Raw genomic sequence first — 21,670 nt, forward strand, 5'->3', positions numbered from 1 at the left:
TCAGGCCTCGAATCCGCTGGTGGACAGTGCTCCGCGGCATCCGTACGGGACCCCGGACGCGACGGCGGGCGGGCCCTTCCGGTCCCGCCCGCTTCAGTGTGTCAGCACTGTTCGCAAGTAGTACGTCTATGTGTCTCTTGCAGAGCTCGGGGAGGCCCCCACCGGCCTCCCCGAGGCTCTATCCCACCAAACAAGAGCAAAGTCTCGGGGGCGCTTCGCGACCGCTCGCTCGGCGCCGCGCGGTCACCTGAACCGCGCCGTGTAGATGTCGCCGTCGCGGATCCAGGCGAGCTGGAGCGCGGCGAACATGTCGTCGACGATCTCCTCGTCGGGCATCCCGTAGTGCTCGCCGAGGCTGCGGCCGCGGTAGTGCCACAGGAGTCCGGACTGGACCTGGCCGGCGTCCGCGGTGTGCTTGCCGCAGGAGCGGGCGCACCGGTAGAGCACCTGGCCGGTTCTGCCGTACTCGATGGCCATCACCTGCTGGCACATAGAGCTCCGCAGCTTGCCTGACGCGGCTGCCTGTAGCAACGTCTGCGCCTCGAGACGTTCCATGGCGCCCAACCCCTCTCCCGGCGATGTTCCGGCCCGCCGGGCGAAGCCCGGCCTGGTGATGCGAATCGACTGGCATGTCCGGTTGTGCGATGCGGAGCATCCGGCTCGCGACGGCGGCCTCCGCTCGGGACCCACATCCCCGGACGGCCCGCCCGTCGCTGCACCGGACCTCGGTTGGCGGCGACGAGTCCGTGACCACGGTCGCACACTCGCGCGCTCGTGTCTATGTGCATTGTCACATTCATCGTAACATGCATCCACACCGGGCGGATGCACGTGCATCTGCGCAGGCATCTGCGCGGGCATCCTCATGTGCGATTACAGAGTGTAATGTGCGACACTTGGTCCGACCCTCCACGGGGATGTCGGAATTCTCCGCAGCGGTACCGCTCTGATAGGGCGGCGCGGCGGGATCCCGATCTGCTCGTTGTCGGTCGTTTGAGAATCCGGCCGGACCTACCGGCCACTGGTGGAAGGAATCTCTGCATGGACAAGGCACGCAACGGCATCCCCGCCGGAGAACTCCCCTCGTCGCTGGCGTGGCGCAAGAGCGTCCGCAGCGGCCCGAACGGCGGCAACTGCGTGGAGCTGGCCGCCCTCCCCGGCGGTGAGGAGATCGCGGTCCGCAACTCGCGCTTCCCCGAGGGTCCGGCCCTCATCTACACGGTGGCCGAGATCAAGGCGCTCGTCGAAGGCGCCAAGGACGGCGAGTTCGACGACATGATCGCCTGAAAAACGTGGGCGAGAGCCCAAGGGCAGCACACTCACCCTGGCGGGAGGAGCCATCCGGCTACCCTGTCAGGGTGAGTTTTCGTCCAGCGACCTGATCCCGGAAGGAGGTGCCATGGCGAAGTCGAACCCCGAGGACCTGCCGACCGGTCCCACCACGCTGCGGGTCATGATCGGCAGCAACCTGCGCCGCCTGCGGGAGGCCGCCGGCATCTCGCGCGAGGACGCGGGCGAGGAGATCCGCGCCTCCTCCTCGAAGATCAGCCGCGTCGAACTGGGCCGGGTGTCGTTCCGGCTGCGGGACGTCCGCGACCTCATGGTCATGTACGGGGTCCAGGACGAGGACGAGATCGAGCGCTTCGTGGACATGGCCCGCGACGCCAACCAGCCGAGCAAGTGGCACCGCTACAGCGACTACCTGCCGGACTGGTTCAGCAACTACCTGGACATGGAGGGTGCGGCCTTCATGATCCGCACCTACGAGGTCCAGGTCATGCCCGGCCTGCTCCAGAACGAGGCGTACGCGCGGGCGGTGATGATGCTCGGCTACGGCCACACCCCGCTCACCGAGATCGACAAGCGGATCGACGTCCGCATGAAGCGCCAGGAGATCCTCGACCGTGAGGAGAAGCGGCCCGAGCTGTGGGCGGTCATCGACGAGGCCGCGCTGCACCGGCCCTTCGGCGGCGCGAGCGTCATGCGGGGCCAGATCCAGTCCCTCATCGACTCCTGCGACAAGCCGAACGTGCGCATCCAGATCGTCCCGTTCCTCTCGGGAGCCCACTCCGGGGCGGGCGCGCCGTTCACCTGGCTGCGCTTCGCGTACGAGGAGCTGGCCGACGTCATCTACCTGGAGCACCTCACCGGCGGCCTGTACTTGGAGCGCGACAGCGAGGTGGACGCCTACCAGGCGGCCATGGAGCACCTGTGCGTCCAGGCCACGCAGCCGCACAAGACCCAGGACTTCCTGCGGCAGATCATCCGCGACCACTACAGCTAGTAGTCGCCGGAGGCGCTCGAACGCGCGGGGCCGTGAAAGCCGATTCACCCGTTCGGGTGAGGCCGGGCACGCATGGACACGGCGAAGGCGCGCACCTGAAGAGGTGCGCGCCTTCGCCGTGTCGTGCCGTCTACGGCTTGCGGGCGACGCCCATCATGATGATCCGCTGGTGCTCCTCGAGGTCCTCCACCGGGATGAGCTCCCGGTCGGGCTCCTCGGGGAACCAGCGGGTCGGGTAGTCCAGGCCCGGGGGCACCAGGGGCAGCCCCTGGAAGTGCGCCTCGATCTCCTCGGGCGTGCGGATCCACCCGTTGCCGAGCGCCTGGATGCAGGACTTCTCCATCGCCACCTGCTCGGGGTAGCCGGTGTTGGCGAAGTCGGTCATGTGCAGGTAGGACCCGCTCGGGCAGGCGTCGAGGATCTCCCGGATCCAGTTGCCGGGCTCCTCGCCGGGGTGGAAGTGCATCATCAGGCCCACGATCATCAGGCCGATGGGGCGGTCGAAGTCGATCATCTTGTTGACGTCGGGGTGGTTCAGGATGCTGGGCGGGTCGCGCAGGTCCGCGGTGGCGATCGCCGTGGACTCGTTGTCCGCCAGCAGGGCCCGGCCGTGCGCGAGCACGATCGGGTCGTTGTCGACGTAGCAGACCTTCGCGTTCGGGTTGACGGCCTGGGCCACCTGGTGGGTGTTCTCCATCGTGGGCAGGCCGGCCCCGATGTCGAGGAACTGGTCGATGCCCTGCCGCGCCACGTACTCCACGCCCTTCTTGAGGCCGAGGCGGTTGTCCTGGCTGGCCTCGCGGATCTTGGGCACGTAGGTCGCGATCATGGCCGCTCCTTCGCGGTCCACCGCGAAGTTGTCCTTGCCACCGAGGGTCGCGTCGTAGACGCGGGCGATGGTGGGCTTGGAGATGTCGAAGTCGGGTACGAATTCCGCGTTGTCGTCGGTGTCAGCCATCGACCCCTGCCTCTGCTTCGAAGGAACGTTCAGCTCATCGTACGACCTTGATCACACTGCCGGGCTTCGGGTTCACTCACTCGAGCCACACCGGACACACGGCTTGACAAATGGATCATGAAGCACTGCAAGCATATCCATGTCCACTGGTCCACTCGGCGACCACGGGAGGAAACGGCCGGGGCCCGCGCGAGCGCGTCGCGCGGGCCCCGGAACGGGTGCGGCTACTCCGCCTCCGCGCCCTGGCCGGAGGCCTCGGGGTTGGCGTCGATCCACCCGGCGACGTCGTCCTCGCGCAGCGCCTCCCACAGGCTCACGGCCTCGGGGTTGGTGTCCCCGGGGTTCTCGAGGTCCTCGGCGTAGACGACCACCGACTCCCCGCCCTGGTCGCCGGTGCCGAGGTTCGGCGTGGTCATGAAGACCAGGTCGTCGCTGCGCATGTTCATGAGGTTGATGGCGGTGGAGACGACGTTGAACTCGGTGTCGACCTTGATCGCGTCCGAGGTGGACTCGATGAAGCTGGTGAGCTTGTCGCGGCTGGTGAGCACGCCCGCGCTGAGCGCGGAGTCCATGATGGCCTTGATGAGCTCCTGCTGGTGCTGCATGCGGGCGAAGTCGCCGCGGGCCCACTGGTAGCGCTGGCGCACGTAGTCGAGGGCCTCCTCGCCGTTCAGCGTGTTCACGCCGACGGGGAAGAAGCGGTGGTCGCCGTGGATGGAGGTCACGCCGGTCTCGTCGTAGTAGCCGTCGGCGTCGGCGTGCTCGATGGTCATGGTGACGCCCTCGAGGGCGTCGACGACCTGCACGAGCCCCGCGAAGTCGATCTCGACCACGTGGTCGACGCGGACCCCGGTCAGCTCCTCGATGGTGAGGACGGTGAGCGGGACGGCGCCCCAGGCGTACGCGGCGTTGAACTTGTCGTTGGAGCCGGTGTACTCGGGGTAGTACTTCGCGTCCGCGTACTCGGGGATGTGGACGTACAGGTCGCGGGGGATCGAGATGCCGTAGGCCTCGGAGCCGCCCTCGTTGACGTGCATGAGGATCGTCGTGTCCGAGCGGGCGTCGGACTCGTCGTTGCCCTCGCGGTGGTCGGAGCCGATGACGAGGAGGTTGAGGGCCCGGTCGTTGTCGGGTCGGTTCTCGTCGGGGAGGCCTTCGAGGTCGAACTCGCGGTTGAGGTCGGAGTTGGTGTCGTTGGCGGTCGACCACAGGGCCAGGCCGCCTCCCGTCGCCGCGATGGAGGCCACCAGGCCGATCCCCGAGCCGATGAGGCCCCGCCGGGTCGGACCGCCGCCGGTCGCGGCCGCGACGCGCGCACCGCCGCCGTCGCCCCCGCCGCGCGGCGGCACCGAGGCGCTGCCGCGGTAATTGGAACCGGAATACGTCATGAGCCCAGCTTACGCGGTCGCCGCCAAGGGGCCCGGACCGCGCACGCGGCCCGGATTCTGAGAGTTTCCTCAGGAGACGGTGACGCCGGACGGCGCCGTGCCGCGGGCGATGAAGTCGTCGATGGTCGACTTGAGACCGGCCTCATAGTGGACCTGCGGCTCGTAGCCGAGCAGCTCGCGGGCCGCGGTGAGGTCGGGGCGGCGGCGCTCGGGGTCGTCCGAGGGGCGGTCGGTGTACTCGATGGTCGACCTCGAGCCGGTCAGGCGCAGGATGACCTCGGCCATCTCCCGGACGGTGAGCTCGTACTCGGTGCCGAGGTTGACCGGGCCGTACTCGCCGGACTCCAGGAGCAGCACCAGGCCGCGCACGAGGTCGTCGACGTAGCACAGGGACCGGGTCTGGGAGCCGTCGCCGTGGATGGTCAGGGGCTCGCCGGCGAGCGCCTGGCCGATGAAGTTGGGGATCACGCGGCCGTCGTCGGGGCGCATGCGCGGGCCGTACGTGTTGAAGATCCGCACGATCGCGGCGTCGAGGCCCTTGTGCCGGTGGTAGGCGGCGACGGCGGCCTCGGAGAAGCGCTTGGCCTCGTCGTAGCAGGAGCGGACGCCGATGGGGTTCACGTTGCCCCAGTAGGACTCGGGCTGCGGGTGCACGTGCGGGTCGCCGTACACCTCGGAGGTGGAGGCCATGAGGAACCGGGCGCCGTCGGCGAGGGCGCGGTCGAGCGCGTGGAGGGTGCCCACGGAGTCGACGCGGAGGATCTCGACCGGCAGGGTCGCGAAGTCGACCGGGCTGGCCGGGCACGCGAAGTGCAGGACCGCGTCGAAGGGCTCGTCGCCGACGGGCAGGCCCTCGGTGACGTCGGCCTCGACGACGGTGAGGCGGGGGTGGTCGGCGAGGTTGGCGCGGGAGCCGGTGACGAAGTTGTCGACGGCGGTCACGTCGCAGCCCTTCGCCAGGAGCGCGTCGACCAGGTGGCTGCCCACCAGGCCCGCGCCGCCGGTGACGAGGAGGCGGCTGCCGGTTCCGTAAGTAGTCATCAATTTCCAAGATTATCAGGGTTGGCCTGGCGTTCACCTGGGCGCAAGCTGTGCGTTCGCTCAGTGCGCGCCGCGGGTCCGCTCAGTAGGCGCCTTTTCGGCGCAATACTACGGCGACGGTGCGGAACAGGATCTGAAGGTCGGTCGCCAGGGACCAGTTGTCGACGTAGTAGAGGTCGAGGCGGACCGCGTCGTCCCAGGACAGGTCCGAGCGGCCCGAGACCTGCCACAGGCCGGTGATGCCGGGGCGGACCAGGAGGCGGCGGCGCACGTCGCCGAGGAAGTCGCCGTTCTCGGCCGGGAGGGGGCGGGGGCCCACGAGGCTCATCTCGCCGCGGACGACGTTGATCAGCTGCGGGAACTCGTCGATGGAGGTCCGGCGCAGCCACTTGCCGACGTTGGTGATGCGCGGGTCGTCCTTCATCTTGAACAGCAGGCCGTCGGTCTCGTTGTGCATCATGAGCGCGGCCTGGCGCTCCTCCGCGTCGATGTACATGGTGCGGAACTTCCAGCAGCTGAACGTCTCGCCGTCGCGCCCGACCCGGCTCTGGCGGAAGAACACGGGGCCGGGGCTGTCCGACTTGATGGCGATCGCGACCGCCAGGAACAGCGGCGAGAGCAGGATGAGCCCGAACACGGAGGAGGAGATGTCGAGGATGTTCTTGATCAGCCAGCTCACGCCGGAGATCTTGGGCTCCTCGACGTGCAGCAGCGGCAGGCCCTCCACGGGCCGGATGTGCACGCGGGGGCCGGCGATGTCGGTGAGCTGCGGGGCGACCACCAGGTCGCGGCCGGTGCCCTCGAGCTGCCAGGCGAGGCGGCGCAGGTCGGCGGCGTCGGCCGAGGCCGAACCGCAGACGGCGAGGGTGTCGGCCTCGAGCTGCTCGGCGCAGGTGACGACGTCGGTCCCGGCGAAGACCGGGACCGGGGTGTCGAGGTTGCGGACCGAGGAGGCGCCCTCGGTGACGTATATGCCCACGGGCACGAGCCCGGCGGCGGGCGAGCGGCGGACGGTGCGGTAGACCTCCAGCGCCTCGGGGTAGGCGCCGATGAGCAGGACCCGCTGGACGCCGCGCCCGGCGGCGCGCATCCGGTGCAGGCCGTAGCGGGCGCCGAGGCGGAAGGACATGACGAGGACGGCGGCGACGAGGAGGATCACCGCGACCGTGACGCGGGAGACGTCGGCCTTGAAGGTCAGGGCGGCGAAGGACACGAACGCGAGCATGAACATGGAGGCGCGGATGACCCGCTTGAACTCCTCGTTGCCCATGCCGAAGTAGCGGCGGTCGTACGAGCCGGTGCCCCACAGGGTGAGCAGCCACGCGGCCGGGAGCAGCAGCCACACGGTGAGGTAGAAGAAGTGGAGCTGGTCGTCGGTGTCGAAGCCGGCGTGGGGGGTGGGGGTGAGGTTGACGGCGACGACCGTGGCGAGCACGGCGGCGAGCAGGTCGACGCCGACGAGGGCGCCCTGGTAGTAGCGGTGCCAGTTGGAGGCGCGGACCAGGCGGCGCCAGGCGGAGCGGGTGACCCCGTTGGTGACCAGCTGCGGGTCACCGCCTTCACGAGCACCGCCCACCGACATCCCCGTCCGTCCGTGCTTCCCGGCTGGGTATTGCGGAACACCTCCACGTCCGTGGAGATCATTTGCTGGGCGTTCCAGGCTCGTAGCCACTGCACATCCCTGCGGTCGTCAGCTTACGGTGGAGGTGAGTGTCCGCGGGTGGAGATCGGCGCGGCATCTCCCGACGGCGCTTCTCAGAGCTGGGCGGCCCGCTGACACGGTACCCGACAACCTACACCTATTCGGCTCCTGAGGTATCTTCGGCCGATCCGAAAGCCGTCCCCGCCACCCTGTGTGAGGAAGACCCTGTGAAGATCGTCATCGCCCACAACCGGTACTCCTCGGCGCAGCCGTCGGGCGAGAACGTGATCGTGGACTACGAGATCGGGGCGCTGCGGGAGGCCGGCGTCGAGGTCGTGCCGTTCCTGCGCTCCTCGGACGAGATCGGGGCGCTGCCGCTCCACCGCAAGGCCGCGCTGGCCGCCTCGCCGGTGCACGCCGCGGGGACGCAGCGCGAGCTCGCGGCGGTGCTCGAGCGCGAGCGGCCGGACCTGCTGCACCTGCACAACCCCTACCCGCTGCTGTCGCCGTCGGTGGTGCGCACGGCGCACGCGCACGGGGTGAAGGTGGTGCAGACCATCCACAACTACCGGCACGACTGCATGAACGGGCTGTACTTCAGGGACGGGCACGACTGCCGGGACTGCCACGGGAGGCGCTGGAACGCGCCGGGCGTCGCGCACGCCTGCTACCGGGGCTCGCGCGCGCAGAGCGCGGTCATGGCGGTGGCGCTCGGGGCGCACCAGGGGACGTGGCGGAGCGTCGACCGCTTCGTGGCGCTCACCGACGCGATGGCCGGGTACCTGCGGAGCATCGGGATCGAGGAGGACCGGATCCGGGTGAAGCCCAACGCCGTGGCCGACCCCGGCGCGGTGCCGCCCCTGGGCGGGGGGTTCCTGTTCGGGGCGCGGCTGGTCCCGGAGAAGGGCGTGGAGCTGCTGCTGGAGGCGTGGCGGCTCGCGGACCTGCCGGGGGAGGCCCTGAGGATCGCCGGGGACGGGCCGCTGCGCCCGCTCGTGGAGGCGGCGGCCGCGCGCGGCGAGGTCGAGTACCTGGGGCGGCTCGACGCGGACGGGATGCGCGCCGCGCTCGCCGGGGCGGCGGCGATGGTGGTCCCGTCGATCTGGCAGGACATCCTGCCGACCACGGGGCTCGAGGCGCTCGCGAGCGGCCGGGCCGTGGTCGCGACGCGCATGGGCGGGGCGCCGTTCATCGCGGGGGCGGGCACCGACGCGCCCGCGGGGGTGGCGGTCGAGCCGGAGCCGGAGGCGCTGGCGCGGGGCCTGGAGGCGGTGGCGAAGGACCCGTCGTACGCCGCGAACGCAAGGGCCCGTTACGAAGCGGTGTTCTCACCGGAGGTGACGCTGCGGCGGCTGATCGGGATCTACGAGGAGCTCCTCGCCGCCCCCGAGGCCTGAGGCCCCTAGGGTTCAGCGCAGGCTGGCGCGGGCGTTGACCGCGATGCTCGCCAGGAGGAACAGCGCGTTCACCGCGCCGAAGCCGAGCATGACGACCCACATGAGGCCCGGCACGAGGAGCGCCAGCGCGATGACGGCGATGACGAACCCGTAGTCGCGCACCAGCTTGACGAGGCGCACCGGCAGGCTCGTGCTCGTCACCATCGAGATCGAGGCGTCCTCTTTGGCCATCACGGCGGTGACGAGGTTGGTCATCCACAGCGCCGCGAAGGCGGCCCCGCACCAGGCGGGGACGGCGGGGGTGTAGGCGTCGGTCACGGCGACGACGACCGCGACGACCGAGGCCTGGATGGCGATGTCGCAGAGGACGTCGACGCGCGCGCCCGCGTCCGAGCCCGTGCCGGTGACGCGCGCGAGCTGGCCGTCGGCGCAGTCGATCATGTAGGCCGCCTGCCAGAGCACGAGCGCCGCGATTGCGACCGGCCACCACGGGTAGCCCTCGCGCGCGGCCGGTATGTAGGCGATGACCCCTGCGCTGACGCCGATGCCGAGGACGAGGTTGAGGAGCGACAGATGCGAGGGCTTGAGTCCCGCTCGCCATGCGGCGTAGGCGAACAGCGCGCCGCCGCGCTGGTCGAGCATGGTGGCGAGGCCGCCGCCCCGGTTGGCGGCGAGGAAGTCGGCGGGTCGGCGGGGCGGACGCTGTGCAGTCACGCGCCGATCCTAGCGGGAGCCCTGAGAAGGGCCGCCGCGCAACGGAACGTGACGTGGATGACGCTTGCCGTGAGCAGGAGGGGCACGCACCGTCGCCGCCCGAGACCTCGTTGTGTCAAGATCCTGACACCACGGAGAGTGCGCGATCCCTAATATGAGCGCGATCCGCACCATTTGGGACGAAACAGCCTCTGCTTTGGTAGCCAGGGCATGACCTACGGTCTTAGAGTTGATGAACCATCGATTCCTGGGGAGGAAACATGGGAGACGAGGTGACCGGCTCTGCCTTGAAGCACTGGGACCATCCCGCGTACACCGCGAGGCTCCAGGCAGGCCGGGCGGCCCTCGCGCAGCTGCTGGCCGATCGCAGGCTCGACCGCGACCGGCCGATGACGGGGCTCGAACTGGAGCTCGACCTCGTCGAGCCCAACGGCGACCCGGCGTTCGCCAACGACTCGGTCCTGGAGCACCTGCACACCTCCGGCGACGAGGACGCGCTCTACGGCGCCCAGCACGAGCTGGGGGCGTTCAACATCGAGCTGAACCTGCCGCCGCGGCTGCTCGACGGGGCCGGGATCTCCTGGTACGAGAGCGATCTGGCGGCGGTCCTGGCGGAGGTCCGGGAGGCGGGCGACAAGGCCGGGGTCCACATCTGCCCGATCGGGACGATGCCGACCCTGTTCCCCGACCACATGGGCATCGACGCCCTCTCGAGCGCCAAGCGCTACCGGGTCCTCAACGACGAGATCATGTCCCAGCGCGGCGAGCACCTGCGCATCGACATCCGCGGGGCCGAGTCGGTCGACTTCACCTCGCCCACGATCGCCCCGGAGTCGGCGAACACCTCGGTGCAGTTCCACCTCCAGGTGTCCCCTGAGGACTTCTCAAGGTACTGGAACGCGGCCCAGGCGGTCGCCGGGGTGCAGGTGGCGATGGGCGCGAACTCGCCGTACCTGTTCGGGCGCCAGCTGTGGGCCGAGACGCGGGTGATCCTGTTCGAGCAGGGCACCGACACGAGGCAGGCGAACGAGCGCGCCTCAGGGGCGAGGCCCAGGGCCTGGTTCGGGGAGCGGTGGATCGACGGGGTGCTGGAGCTGTTCGATGAGAACTACCGGCATTTCGCGCCGCTTTTACCGCTGTGCGACGACGAGGACCCCGCCGCGGTGATGGCCGCAGGCGGGGTCCCCAATCTTCAGGAGCTTCGCTACCACAACGGGACCGTGTACCGCTGGAACCGGCCCGTCTACGACGTGCACCGCGGCCGTCCGCATGTGCGCGTGGAGAACCGGGTGGTCGCGGCGGGCCCGACGGCCGTGGACATCTGCGCGAACATGGCGCTGTTCTACGGCCTGGTGGTGCACTACGCGAACGCCGAGCGGCCCCTGAACGAGCGGCTCGAGTTCGGGCAGGCGCTGGTGAACTTCCGCTCGGCGGCGCGCCACGGGGTCAACGCCGACCAGGTGTGGCCCGGGCGGGGCCTCGTCCCGGTCCGGCGGCTGGTCCTGGAGGAGCTGCTCCCGGCCGCGGCCGAGGGCCTGGCGGCGCTGGGCGTGAGCGGCCGGGACGCGGACCGGTACCTGGGCGTGATCGAGGCGCGGTGCCGCCGCGGCGTCAACGGCGCGACCTGGCAGGTCGCGCGGGTGCAGGTCGCCGAGCACCGGCAGCGGCTGGAGCGGCGGGACGCGCTGCGGGCCATGGTGCTCGACTACGCGGCCCGCTCGGCCGACGGCAGGCCGGTGCACGAGTGGGAAGTGTGAGCTGAGGACGCGGAACGGCCGGGCCCCGCGGGGCCCGGCCGTTCCGCGTTGTGCGCGTGCTCCCGGCGGCCGCCGCGCGAGGTCACGCCGGCCGCCCCGACTAGGACCGACTCGCCCTGCGGCCGCCGCGCGGGGTCAGGACTCGTCGTCGGCGGGCTGGTCGGCGTCCTTCGCGTCGTCGGCGGTCTTGCGGCGGGTGCGGGAGGCGGCCTTCTTGGCGCGGCGGGCCGGCTTGGGCTTCGGTTCGGGCGCGGGCTCGGGCTCGCCCATGTCGACGGCCTTGAGCTCCTGCACCCAGTCGACGTCGGGGTGGGGCTGGTCGTCGCCCTCCTGCGGCTCCCACTCGGCGCGCTTCTGCTCCTCCTGCTTGGCGGCGCGGCGCTGGCGCCGGGTGGGCCGCTTCGCCTGCTCGGGCACGGGCGCGGGCCCGGCGGGCAGGTTCTCGGTGTCGCCGCCGCGCGCGTCGCCGTAGGCCGAGGCCGGTTCGGGGACGGTCCAGCCGGGCGCGGACTCGACGAGCCCGGCGGGCGCTTCGCGCGCCTCCTCCCGGTCGTCGATCTGGACGCCGGCCTTGGGCAGGGCGCAGACGATGAGGGAGCCGAGGAGCCCGGCGATGGCCGCGTACGGGCCGACCAGCAGCACCGACATCGACTCGGCGCTGTCGGCCTGGGTGAGCCCGGCGACCAGGTGCGCGGCGGTGACGATGAGCGGCCCGGCGATGCCGGAGGCCGCGGCGATCCGGTACCCGGAGCTGGTGATGTTGCTGCGCCGGGCCACGGCCGCGACGACGACGCCGATGAGGGCCGAGCCGACCACGAAGGGGATCGCGATGGAGAAGACGCGGCGGCCCAGGACCGTGTCGGGCCCGGCCCACGAGCCCCACACCGCCAGTTCGTGGACGGGCGAGACGCGGTCGCCGACGTCCCAGAACACGGACAGGACCGCCAGCAGCCACACCAGGGCGGCCGAGGCGCCGACGTTCACCGCGACCGAGCGGGAGCTGAGGCCGATGAGCGCGAGCGCGAAGCCGACCGCGGCGCCGATCCCGGCGGCGGCGAGCGGCTCGAGCGGGAACGCGGTGAAGCCCGCGCCCTGCTCGGCGGAGAGCGCCACGAGGGGCCCGACGGTGAAAGCGCCCGCGGCGCCGGCCAGGACGGCGCCGACGCGGGTGGCGACGCCGAGCCGCGCGGCGCGCGAGCCGATCGCGCCCGAGGCCAGGCCGCCGACCACGCACGAGGCGGCCGAGAACCAGGCCACCCACGCGAGGTTGGCGTTCCAGCGGAAGTCGAGCACGGGGTCGGCGGCGCCGGGCGCCGCGTCGGCCCAGGAGAGGAGCCCGAAGCCGTAGGCCAGGCCGAGCTGCGCGAGCGCGGCGAGCGCCGCGACCGCGAACCCGGCGCCGACGGTCTTCGCGGCGGATTGAGGTGACATACGTCGCACCGTACTGCGTGTACGCAATGGAGTCTCGCACGGGCGATCGTGTGAGGGAGCGGGCGCGGCGGCGCCTCACACGGGGGAAACGCCGCGGCCTCCCGCCCGCACCCCCGGCTATGCTCGGTGCATCAAGGCCACCTGCCCGGTCGCCGTGCGAGATCATGCCGATCAGCGAGGAGCATTGCATGTCCGACGCCTACGAGGCCCTCACCGCGAACCTCGCGGCCGCCGACCCCGAGATCGAACGGCTCATCGAGGCCGAGGGCCGCCGCGAGTCCGAGAAGATCCGCCTCATCGCGTCCGAGAACTACGTGTCCCAGGCGGTCATGGAGGCGACGGGCTCGATCCTGACCAACAAGTACTCCGAGGGGTACGCCGGGAAGCGCTACTACGAGGGCCAGCAGCTGATCGACCAGGTCGAGCAGCTGGCCGTCGACCGGGCGAAGGCCCTCTTCGGGGCCGACCACGCGAACGTCCAGCCCTACTCGGGGTCCCCCGCGAACCTGGCCGTGTACATGGCGTTCCTGTCCCCGGGCGACAAGGTCCTGGGCATGGGGCTGCCCGCGGGCGGGCACCTGACCCACGGCGCGAAGGTCTCCGCGACGGGCAAGTGGTTCGACGCGGTCCACTACGGGGTCCGCCGCGACACCGGCCGGATCGACCTCGACGAGGTCGCCGAGATCGCCCGCCGCGAGCGCCCGAAGATGATCATCTGCGGCGGGACCGCGATCCCCCGCACCGTCGACTTCGCGGGCTTCAAGGCCATCGCCGACGAGGTCGGGGCGGTCCTCATGGCCGACATCGCGCACATCGCCGGCCTGGTGGCGGGCGGGGCGCACCCGACGCCGGTCGGGCACGCCGACGTGGTCACCACCACCACGCACAAGACGCTGCGCGGTCCGCGCGGCGCGATGATCCTGGCGAACGAGGAGCACGCCAAGGCGATCGACAAGGCCGTCTTCCCGGGCCTCCAGGGCGGGCCGCACAACCACACGACCGCGGCGATCGCGGTGGCGCTGCGCGAGGCCGCGAAGGACTCGTTCAAGGAGTACGCGGCGCAGATCGTGAAGAACGCGAAGGCCCTCGCGGCGGGCCTGAGCGACCGCGGCTTCGACCTGGTCTCGGGCGGCACCGACAACCACCTGATCCTGGTGGACCTGACCAGCAAGGGCATCGGCGGCAAGCCCGCGGCGAAGGCCCTGGACGCGGCCGGTATCGAGCTGAACTTCAACACGGTCCCGTTCGACCAGAGGAAGCCGTTCGACCCCTCGGGCCTGCGGATCGGCACCTCCTCGGTGACCACCCGCGGCATGGCCGAGGGCGACATGGACCTCATCGCGGGCTGGATCGACCGGGCGGTCGCGGCGGCGAAGGACGGCAAGGACGCCGAGCTCGACGTGGTCGCGGGCGAGATCCGCGAGCACACGAAGGCGTTCCCGATCCCGGGCTGGAAGGCTTAGCGGCGCACGAGCGGCCAGGGGCGTCCACCCGCGGGGGGGGGCGCCCCTTCGGCGTCCCCGGTGAAATTTCCGCGAACTCTTTGCAACGAGTGACGAAGCCGATGCGTTTAGTACTCATCATGCCGCCGCTCCCGGCGCCCGCGAGAGCACCGGGCTCGAGCAGGGAGGCCCTTCATGTCCCCGCACCGCAACCGGCCCGGGCGCGCACCGCTGCGCCTGGCCCTGATCACCGCCGCCGCACTCGGCGCCGGGTCCTTCGCCTCGCCCGCGTTCGCGCAGGTGCCGACGCCCGAGGAGGTCCGCTTCGAGGACGGCTCGCCGGTCACCGCCGACGGCGGGCCCGCGCTGTTCACCGCCGAGGTCGTCTTCGGCGAGGACCTCCCGGCCGGGCACACCGTCGCCATGACGGTGCTGTTCGACCTCCCCGCCGGCGCCTTCGCCATCGAGGACGACGACGGCGACGGCGACTGCACGACGGACGGCCCGTACGACGCCGTCTGCTCCCTGGAGGCGACCGGGGACCGCGTCGTCTTCGACTTCCGCTACACCGTCACCGCGGAGGCCGCGCCGGGCTTCGCCTACTTCGCCGACATCACGGTCGACGGCGCGACGGTCGACCGGACCGAGGGCGCGATCGAGGTCCTGCCCGCCGAGGAGGGCCCGGGCGAGGCGTGGCCCTACCTCCACGGCGACGCGGTCTTCACCGGCGTCGAACCCGGCGCCGCCGTGGGAGTCCGGCCGGAGTTCCGCCAGGAGCACGCGCTCCCCGAGGACGCCGCGGCCGTGGTCGTGACCTTCAGCGAACCGGAGCACCCCTTCGACGAGGGCCGCGGCGCCGACGCCGCCGCCGGGTACGACAACTGCGTCGACCGGTACTGGGACCACCCCGGGGTCACCTGCGTCGTCACCGACTTCGCGGACGCGCCGGGCGCGGTCTTCACGCCCACGGTCCCGGTCGACTACGTCGTGAGCGAGGCGGCGCCGGGCCCGGTGGACGTGTGCGTCTGCTACTACAGCGCCTACATCGTCGACGCCGACCTGCTCGAGGAGCGCTTCGGCGACGTCGACTGGGACCCCGGTTCGGGGAACCTGTTCGGGCTGCGGACAGTGGCCGAGCCGGAGTCCGAGTTCGCGGACTCAACGGTCGGCGAGATCGTCATCGAGACGACCGACCACCCGTGGGACCTCACCGCCGCCGACGTGGCCGTCAAGGGCGGCGAGGGCGACCGGGTGCGGGTCGCCGGCGCGATCGCGAACGAGGGCCCGGCCTCGGCGTACGCCTTCTTCGACGGGCCCGGGTCCTACGCCGTCGTCGGCGCGATGCCCGAGGGCGCCGAACTGCGCGCACTCCCCGAGGACGCCGGCGGGCTGTTCTGCCTCGACCGGGAGGACTGGCCGCACCACCTGCCGGAGGACGTCGACACCGGCGGGCTCGACTTCGCGTGCTTCTTCCAGGAGCTCGCGGCCGGGGAGTCGTTCGCGTTCGCGTTCACCGTCGAGGTCACCGACCCGGACGCGGCGGGCGCGGGCTGGATGGAGGTCCTGGCGCTCGACGACGACGGCTACCCGGGCGTGCTCGACGCGGACCTGGGGAACAACACCGCCGCGATCACCCTCGACGGCGCCGGCTCGGGGCGGTTGCCGTCGACCGGCTCGTCGCTGACGCTCGCGCTCGGCGTCGCCGCCGCGGCGCTGGCCGCGGGCGTGCTCCTGTTCGTCCTGGGCCGCCGCCGCAGGCCCGGTGGCGAGTAGCACCGCGCCGCCCCGTGCGGTCCGGGTCGCGGGGGCGGGCCCCGGTCTGGCGACCGGGGCCCGCCCCTTCGCCGGGGAATCGCCCCCGGACGAACGAAACGCACTGGGGCCCTTGGGAGCCGCAGTGCGTCGCGTTCTGGTGGTTGAGTTGTGCAGTCAGGCGCGGCGCCTTGTGGGCGCGCTCGCCTTACGACCTAGCGGGCGAGGCCGGCGAGGGCGCGGCCCTCGACGCGGTCGGCCACGCGGCGCAGGACGCCGGCGGTCGAGAGGCGGACCTTCTCGGGGCGGGTGACGCCGAAGCGGTACGGCTTGTCGGCCCGGCCGTCGTCAACGACCGGCGCGTTCGGCAGGGCCGAGGTGGCAACGGTGTTGGCGGCGTCGACTGCGAGGTAAGCACCTACGAACTCGTGCATGATGATTCCTTCCCGGCAGGGTGTGCCGGATTGCTTCTCTGAAGGGGGGACCGCTCGTCGATGACGCCATTGTCGACGGCGGGAATCCGTCGCGATCCTCGAGGATCGCTTCGGCGGCCGGGCTCGGCGGCGGTTCGGGTTCGCCGTTCCGCTGCCGCTTCCATCGGCCTCAACATCAATGCTAGGGCGTTCATGCCCTGGAAATCCAGGGATTTCGCGTGGGTCACATGTATCGCGCACCACTGTCCACAAAGCACTTAGTTATCGTTTGGTTATCGAATTCGAGCAGCGGGTTTCGGGCAGGTGAAGGTAGTCTGTCCGGATGCGGGACTTGGGAGTTCGCGTCGGCCACTGGACCGGCGAGCACACCGGCTGCACGGTGCTGCTGTTCGAGGAGGCGACCATCGCCTCGGGCGAGGTGCGGGGCGGGGCCCCCGCCAGCCGCGAGATCGAGCTGCTCGACCCCCTCCGCGCCAACACCGGCGTCGACGCGGTGCTCCTGACCGGCGGGTCCGCGTTCGGGCTCGCCGCCGCCGACGGCGTCATGCGGTGGCTCGCCGACCACGGGCGCGGCCTCGCGACGCCGGGCGGGACGGTCCCGATCGTGCCGACCCTGGGCCTCTACGACCTCGACGGCACCGGCGCGGTCCCCGCCGCGCCGCAGGGCTACGAGGCGTGCGACGCGGCCATGGCGCCCTTCGAGCCGGCCCTGGACGGGCCCGTGGGCGCGGGCCGGGGCGCCACGGTCGGGCAGTGGCGGGGCGTCACCCTCCCCTCGGGGCTGCGGTCGGCCACCGTCGCGGCCGGCCCGGTCGCCGTCAGCGCGCTCGCGGCCGTCAACGCCTTCGGCGAACCCGGGCCGCTCGACCGGCGGCTCCTGCGGCCCGAGGGGTTCGCGGCCGGGTCGTTCGGGCGCAACACCACCATCGGCGTCGTGGTCACCAACGCGCGGCTCGACAAGGTCGAGTGCGCGCTGGTCGCGCAGGGCGCCCACGACGGCCTCGCGAAGGCCATCAGCCCCGTCCACACGCGGATGGACGGCGACGCGTTCGTGGCCGCCGCCACCGGCCGGGTGCCGGCGTCGGTCGACGTGGTGCGGGCCCTCGCGGTCGAGGCCGTGGCCGAGGCGATCGGCGAGGGCGTGTGAACCCGGCCCGAACGTGAACGGAGCGTCCGGGGCAAAACGGACTCCGGGGACCCCCCTGTTCAACGCTACCGGCGGGGTGCGACACGGCCGCTCCCCCAGGACGCGGCGGCCGCCTGGACCGCTCGGTCGGCGACTCCGGCGAAACCGCCTCCGCCCAGGCCGCGGCACCCGCTTGAGTGCCCGGTCCGCAGCTGCGGCGACGCCGCCGCCCGCGAGGGGCGCGGTGCGCTTAAGCTGCGGGGCATGCGACGCCTCCCCGCCGCGCTCCTGGCGCTCCCGCTCCTGCTCGCCGCCTGCACGCAGGACGCCGACGCCGAGCCGACGGCGTCCGCTCCGGCCGCCGAGGAGCCCTCGGAGGCCGCGGAGGCGCCGCGCGACTGGATCTACCAGCTCAGCGGGTACGAGGACGGCGCGCTCGACGCGCTGGCGGCCGCCCCGCACCAGGTCGCGGTGATCGACCTGGCCCGCGACGGCGGCGAGGGCTACTGGACCGCCGAGGAGGTCGCGGCGCTCAAGGACTCCGGCAAGACCGTGTACGCGTACTTCACCATGGGGTCGATCGAGACCTACCGGCCCGAGTACGACGCCGTCGCCGCGACCGACATGGTCCTCAACCAGTGGGGCGACTGGCCCGACGAGTACTTCGTGAAGTACTGGGACGAGCGCTGGTGGGACCTGGTGATGGAGCCGCGCCTGGACCGGGCGATGACGGCCGGGTTCGACGGGGTGTACCTGGACGTGCCGAACGCGTACGAGGAAATCGACCTGGCGCTGGCGCCCGGGGAGGACCGGGAGTCGCTGGCGCGGAAGATGGCCGACCAGGTGCGGGCCGTCGATGTGTACGTCGCCGACCGGCTCGACGTGCTGCCGCAGAACTCGCCCGAGCTCATCGAGTTCGACGGCTACCTGGACGCGATCGACGGGATCGGCGTCGAGGAGCTGTTCTTCCTGAACGCGGACGAGCCGTGCACCGAGGACTGGTGCGCCGAGAACCTCGAGTACGTGCGCGAGATCGCCGCCGCGGGGAAGCTGGTGCTCGCCGTCGACTACGCGGCCGAGGAGGCCAACGTCACCGAGGCCTGCGCGCGGTACGCGGAGGAGGGCTTCACCGGGGCGGTCGCGGACGTGGACCTGGACGCGATCTACGAGCCCTGCCCCTAGGCCGTGGTTTCACGGTCCGGCCCTGCCGCGTCCGGGCCGTGAAGCGCGGCCCGGAAGGCCCGGCTCACCGGCCGAGGCCGACCGGTCCCGCGACCGCACACTGAGCGGCGGCAAGCCGCACGCCGGAACACGACCGCCCGCCCTGAGCGGCGCCGACGCCCCGGCACCGCCGCTTCCGGCACCGGGGCGGCCTCGCCGCCGCCGCGCGTCGGCGATCCGCCCGCAGCACCGCAGCACCGCAGCACGATTATCACTCACGTTGCGCGCGAAGGGAGGCGATGTCGGACCCTCCGGCTACGTTTGCAACGGGGGGTCCCCCGGGTGCCCGATTTGCCCGGACCCTCCGGGGCTCGCCCAGATCCGTCCGATCCAGCCCGGGCTTAAGTAGTGCTTGCGCGACCGCTTCATCTGGTACATGGCCTGGTCGGCGGCCCACAGCGTCTGCGCCGGGTTGCCGCCCGCCGACAGCCGCGCCCAGCCGATCGACACGTCGACCGGCGTCCCGGGCACCGAGTACTCCCACTGCTCCGCCGCCACCGCCACCCGGATCCGGTCCGAGACCGCGTCCGCGTCGTACTCCGTCGCCCCCGGCAGCACCAGGATGAACTCGTCGCCGCCGGTGCGCGCCAGCAGGTCCCCCGAGCGCACCACGCTCGACAGCAGCGCGGCCACCCGCTGGAGGATCGCGTCCCCCGCCTGGTGGCCGTGCGTGTCGTTGACGGCCTTGAAGCCGTCCAGGTCGAGCACCGCGATCATCCCGTCGCCTTCCACATCGGATAGGAAGGCGTCGAGGCGGCGCCGGTTCGGCAGCCCCGTCAGGTCGTCGGTGTTCGCCCGGTCGGCCCAGCCGGCCGCCGCCCGGCGCAGCTGGTCGTGGTCCACCAGCGCGGCCGCCGACGCCAGGTAGATGGTGTGGAACTCGTTGATCTGCTTGTAGAGCGCGTACGTCGTCGCGTGCGCCGCCAGGATCGACGCCGCGTGGTCGCCCTTCGCGACCAGCGCCAGCGACTTGAGGTGCTGCGGCTCCATCACGCCGAGGGTCTCGTCGCCGATCTCGCGGGTCTCCAGCACCTCCAGGGCCTCCAGGCCGCGGGCCTGCGCGATGAGCCGCGAGGCGCGCGCCATGATCCGCAGGTCCTGCGCCTCCACCGACGAGGTCTCCTCCGGGAGCAGGTGCTCCACCGACCACCGCTCGCTGAACCCGAGCAGGCTCAGGCGCGCCAGCGCGTAGTGGACCCACTCGAGCTCGCGCGTGTCCAGGTCGTGCAGGTTCGGCTTGACGCGGCGCAGCTCCTGGCGCAGCTGGCCGGTGCACGCCCGCGGGTCGCCGGTGTAGTAGCGCAGGAGCGCGTCCCGGACCCGGATCTCCACGCCCTCCACTGAGGACCGGCTGACGCCGGCGCGCTCGGCGAGCGTGTGGCACTGGTCGAGCGACCCGGCCGCCTGCTGCTGGTAGCCGCAGTTGGAGAGGATCACGGCCAGGTCGTACCAGGCGTCGACGGCGGCCTGGCTCGCCTCGGTCATCGAGCGCAGCGCCCGCGACGAGAGCACCAGGCGCTGCGCGGTGAAGTCGAGGGACTTGATGTGGTGGTGGTAGTACCAGGCGGCGAGCGCGTGGTACTTGCCGTCGAGGCGCGGGTCGCGGCAGCGGGCGACGGCGGTGCCGGCCTGGTCGATGGTGCCGGGGATCTTGTCGATGGCCCGCTGGCTGATCTGGCCCTCGAGGATGAACAGCCACGCCTGGGCCCGCTGGTGGGCGGTGTCGGAGTTGTAGGAGATCCAGGTGGCCTCGCTGACGGCCTCGGCGACCTGGCCCGACCGCATGAGCGCGCGCAGGCGGAGGTACTGATCGGCATAATCACGCGCAGACGTGATCCCCCTCCGTGGCGTCACGCGCTCTATCCTGCCACCGCCGCGGCGATATATCCAGTGGCGCAGGTCTCGGCCGTTTCGTCCGGTCCCGACCGATGGGCATGGGCCCGAAGCGTTCTCCCCCGCCGGGCGGCCGCTGGCCTTAGAGTGGGGGCAGTGCCCGAAATGGAAGGATGGTGCGCTTTGCTCCCCTCGTGTCCGTGCACCTCCTGCGGCACCCCGATGCGGGTGGCCCCCGGGGCCACCGTCCTGTGCTGCGACCACTGCGGGACCGAGCAGCACGGCCGCCCCGCCGCCCGGCGGATCCAAGACCCCGACTGGACCGCCCTGGCGCCCAAGGCGATGCTGCGGTACGCCGACGACACGCCCGCGCCGCTGGTCGCCCCCGAGGCGCTCGCGCCCTTCCAGGTCGGACGGGACGAGGCCCGCCGGCTCCTGCGGCGCTGGGCGCGGCGCCAGTGGCTCGCGCCGGCCGCGCTGCGGCGCATCGACGAGTCGGCGTCGTTCCGGGGCGCGTTCCTGCCGCACTGGGTGTGGCGGGCGCGCACGCGCTCGCGGTACCGGGCCGCGCGCGGGGAGCGCTACTGGAAGCAGGCCGGCGCCGAGGGCGGCCGGGTCCGGGCCGTGCGCTGGTCGGCGGCGTCGGGGACGGTCGAGCGCGGCTTCGACGCGGTCGCGGTCCCGGGGTCGGTGCGCCTGGACGGGCGGGCCCTCGCCGACCTCATGCGCGATTGGCGGCTCGGCGACGCGGTCCCGTTCGCGCCCGAGCAGCTCGAGGGGTACTGGGTGCAGCGCTACGACCTGGAGCCGGAGGTCGGCCTGGAGCTGGCGAAGGCCCGGATGGCCGCGGCGGTCGAGGCCGAGGTGCGCGCCCGGGTCGGCGGGGACGAGCAGCACGTGGCGGGCATCGACACCGCGTACGCGGACCTGGCGTACCGGCTGGTGCTGCTGCCGGTGTGGCTGGCCTCCTACCCGCACCGGGGGCGGGCGCGGATGGTCGCGGTGCACGGCAGGACCGGCCGGGTGGTCGGCGAGCGGCCCTGGAGCGCCGCGAAGCTCGCCGCGGCCTTCACGATCGCCGCGGCCGTGGCGGGCGTCGTACTGTACTTCAGCGCCTGAGCTGAATCCTTCTCGCACCGCGGCGGCCGAGCCGTAGAGCGAGCGTTTACAAGCCGGACATGAACTATGGTCGTGTACGCGCAACCGCCGGAGCGAACCGCGCGTGTAGCCCTCGAACGGACCGGCCCCCG

At 71.9% G+C, this 21,670-nt stretch carries 18 protein-coding genes; 9 read left to right on the plus strand and 9 right to left on the minus strand.

What is annotated here, in order from left to right; translation table 11 throughout:
- Nucleotides 1-243: 243 nt before the first annotated feature.
- The gene (locus tag LO763_RS12265) at nucleotides 244-492 is read right to left on the minus strand and encodes a hypothetical protein (RefSeq protein WP_230602440.1); all 249 of its coding nucleotides are present in this window, start codon (nucleotides 490-492) and stop codon (nucleotides 244-246) included.
- A 549-nt stretch (nucleotides 493-1,041) separates the two neighbouring features.
- On the opposite strand from LO763_RS12265, the gene LO763_RS12270 reads away from it, so the two are divergent.
- Complete coding sequence (locus LO763_RS12270) at nucleotides 1,042-1,287, plus strand: DUF397 domain-containing protein (protein WP_230602442.1); 246 nt, start codon at nucleotides 1,042-1,044, stop codon at nucleotides 1,285-1,287.
- A gap of 112 nt (nucleotides 1,288-1,399) precedes the next feature.
- The gene (locus tag LO763_RS12275; protein WP_230602444.1) at nucleotides 1,400-2,284 is read left to right on the plus strand and encodes a Sco1979 family transcriptional regulator; all 885 of its coding nucleotides are present in this window, start codon (nucleotides 1,400-1,402) and stop codon (nucleotides 2,282-2,284) included.
- A gap of 130 nt (nucleotides 2,285-2,414) precedes the next feature.
- Here LO763_RS12275 and LO763_RS12280 read toward each other — a convergent pair whose 3' ends face one another.
- From LO763_RS12280 to LO763_RS12295, 4 genes are all read right to left on the minus strand, one after another.
- The gene (locus LO763_RS12280) at nucleotides 2,415-3,242 is read right to left on the minus strand and encodes an SAM-dependent methyltransferase (protein WP_230602446.1); all 828 of its coding nucleotides are present in this window, start codon (nucleotides 3,240-3,242) and stop codon (nucleotides 2,415-2,417) included.
- 224 nt (nucleotides 3,243-3,466) lie between these two features.
- Nucleotides 3,467-4,630, minus strand: a complete 1,164-nt coding sequence (locus tag LO763_RS12285) for an LCP family protein (protein ID WP_230602448.1) — start codon at nucleotides 4,628-4,630, stop codon at nucleotides 3,467-3,469.
- 69 nt (nucleotides 4,631-4,699) lie between these two features.
- The gene (locus tag LO763_RS12290; RefSeq protein ID WP_230602450.1) at nucleotides 4,700-5,671 is read right to left on the minus strand and encodes a UDP-glucuronic acid decarboxylase family protein; all 972 of its coding nucleotides are present in this window, start codon (nucleotides 5,669-5,671) and stop codon (nucleotides 4,700-4,702) included.
- A gap of 82 nt (nucleotides 5,672-5,753) precedes the next feature.
- Nucleotides 5,754-7,253: a sugar transferase gene (locus LO763_RS12295; protein WP_439650289.1), complete on the minus strand. Its 1,500-nt coding sequence runs from the start codon at nucleotides 7,251-7,253 to the stop codon at nucleotides 5,754-5,756.
- 287 nt (nucleotides 7,254-7,540) lie between these two features.
- On the opposite strand from LO763_RS12295, the gene LO763_RS12300 reads away from it, so the two are divergent.
- Nucleotides 7,541-8,710 (plus strand): glycosyltransferase family 4 protein, encoded by a 1,170-nt coding sequence (locus tag LO763_RS12300; protein ID WP_230602454.1) that lies wholly within the window; start codon nucleotides 7,541-7,543, stop codon nucleotides 8,708-8,710.
- Between the two features lie 12 nt (nucleotides 8,711-8,722).
- Here the strand turns inward: LO763_RS12300 and LO763_RS12305 are convergent, their stop codons facing one another.
- The gene (locus LO763_RS12305; protein ID WP_230602456.1) at nucleotides 8,723-9,424 is read right to left on the minus strand and encodes a CDP-alcohol phosphatidyltransferase family protein; all 702 of its coding nucleotides are present in this window, start codon (nucleotides 9,422-9,424) and stop codon (nucleotides 8,723-8,725) included.
- 260 nt (nucleotides 9,425-9,684) lie between these two features.
- Between LO763_RS12305 and LO763_RS12310 the strand changes: the two genes are divergently transcribed.
- The gene (locus LO763_RS12310; RefSeq protein ID WP_230602458.1) at nucleotides 9,685-11,181 is read left to right on the plus strand and encodes a glutamate-cysteine ligase family protein; all 1,497 of its coding nucleotides are present in this window, start codon (nucleotides 9,685-9,687) and stop codon (nucleotides 11,179-11,181) included.
- Between the two features lie 135 nt (nucleotides 11,182-11,316).
- On the opposite strand, the gene LO763_RS12315 is transcribed toward LO763_RS12310, so the two are convergent.
- The gene (locus tag LO763_RS12315; RefSeq protein ID WP_230602460.1) at nucleotides 11,317-12,612 is read right to left on the minus strand and encodes a hypothetical protein; all 1,296 of its coding nucleotides are present in this window, start codon (nucleotides 12,610-12,612) and stop codon (nucleotides 11,317-11,319) included.
- 188 nt (nucleotides 12,613-12,800) lie between these two features.
- Here LO763_RS12315 and glyA point away from each other — a divergent pair, with 188 nt between their 5' ends.
- The gene (glyA, locus tag LO763_RS12320; protein WP_230602462.1) at nucleotides 12,801-14,075 is read left to right on the plus strand and encodes a serine hydroxymethyltransferase; all 1,275 of its coding nucleotides are present in this window, start codon (nucleotides 12,801-12,803) and stop codon (nucleotides 14,073-14,075) included.
- A gap of 174 nt (nucleotides 14,076-14,249) precedes the next feature.
- Complete coding sequence (locus LO763_RS12325) at nucleotides 14,250-15,827, plus strand: LPXTG cell wall anchor domain-containing protein (protein ID WP_230602464.1); 1,578 nt, start codon at nucleotides 14,250-14,252, stop codon at nucleotides 15,825-15,827.
- A 194-nt stretch (nucleotides 15,828-16,021) separates the two neighbouring features.
- Here LO763_RS12325 and LO763_RS12330 read toward each other — a convergent pair whose 3' ends face one another.
- Nucleotides 16,022-16,240 (minus strand): hypothetical protein, encoded by a 219-nt coding sequence (locus tag LO763_RS12330; RefSeq protein WP_230602466.1) that lies wholly within the window; start codon nucleotides 16,238-16,240, stop codon nucleotides 16,022-16,024.
- 322 nt (nucleotides 16,241-16,562) lie between these two features.
- Between LO763_RS12330 and LO763_RS12335 the strand changes: the two genes are divergently transcribed.
- Both LO763_RS12335 and LO763_RS12340 read left to right on the plus strand, forming a co-directional pair.
- Nucleotides 16,563-17,387, plus strand: a complete 825-nt coding sequence (locus tag LO763_RS12335; RefSeq protein ID WP_230602468.1) for a P1 family peptidase — start codon at nucleotides 16,563-16,565, stop codon at nucleotides 17,385-17,387.
- A 243-nt stretch (nucleotides 17,388-17,630) separates the two neighbouring features.
- On the plus strand, nucleotides 17,631-18,548 hold the full coding sequence (locus LO763_RS12340; protein ID WP_230602470.1) for a glycoside hydrolase family 191 protein: 918 nt from the start codon (nucleotides 17,631-17,633) through the stop codon (nucleotides 18,546-18,548).
- Between the two features lie 294 nt (nucleotides 18,549-18,842).
- Here the strand turns inward: LO763_RS12340 and LO763_RS29815 are convergent, their stop codons facing one another.
- Nucleotides 18,843-20,441, minus strand: coding sequence for a GGDEF domain-containing protein (locus tag LO763_RS29815; protein ID WP_230602472.1), 1,599 nt, complete (start codon nucleotides 20,439-20,441; stop codon nucleotides 18,843-18,845).
- A gap of 162 nt (nucleotides 20,442-20,603) precedes the next feature.
- On the opposite strand from LO763_RS29815, the gene LO763_RS12350 reads away from it, so the two are divergent.
- The gene (locus tag LO763_RS12350; RefSeq protein ID WP_230602474.1) at nucleotides 20,604-21,539 is read left to right on the plus strand and encodes a hypothetical protein; all 936 of its coding nucleotides are present in this window, start codon (nucleotides 20,604-20,606) and stop codon (nucleotides 21,537-21,539) included.
- The last annotated feature ends 131 nt before the right edge of the window (nucleotides 21,540-21,670 follow it).

Source organism: Glycomyces amatae (assembly GCF_020991375.1).
Lineage (GTDB): Bacteria > Actinomycetota > Actinomycetes > Mycobacteriales > Micromonosporaceae > Glycomyces > Glycomyces amatae.